This is a genomic window from Adlercreutzia sp. DFI.6.23 (assembly GCF_024462535.1).
Classification (GTDB): domain Bacteria; phylum Actinomycetota; class Coriobacteriia; order Coriobacteriales; family Eggerthellaceae; genus Adlercreutzia; species Adlercreutzia rubneri.
In genome coordinates this window covers 1-329 of record NZ_JANGBP010000314.1, presented here as the reverse complement: position 1 = coordinate 329, position 329 = coordinate 1, and the positions used below count along the sequence as shown (strand labels likewise).

Here is a 329-nt window from a genome sequence, read left to right as displayed (position 1 = left end):
CGGGCCGCGGTGTCGGCGGCCCGAGTGCCCAGCGTGCCCGTGGGCGCAAAAGCGCTCTCGAAGGCGGTCGGCTCCGACGTTCCCGTCGAGACGACGAAGGCGATGCACCCCGCCGCTCCGGGAGGATCCGCTTTAATGCGGAAGGCGCCCGCATCACCGAGCGCGGCCAGAACCTCGTTCAAAAGGCCCTCCGCCTTGCCCTTCGCCGCGCGACTCACCGGCTCAGCATCCGCTCTCGCCTTCTGGTAGTCGGCAGCAGCCTGGGCGACGGCGTCGTAGTGGTACTCGAACCCGTTGTCAATGGAGGTGGAGGCCGAGGCCACCGATCC

1 pseudogene is annotated in these 329 nt (G+C 69.3%); it reads right to left on the bottom strand.

What is annotated here, in order from left to right:
- A pseudogene (locus tag NE591_RS13515) lies at positions 1–329 on the bottom strand (molybdenum cofactor biosynthesis enzyme); the annotation flags it as partial.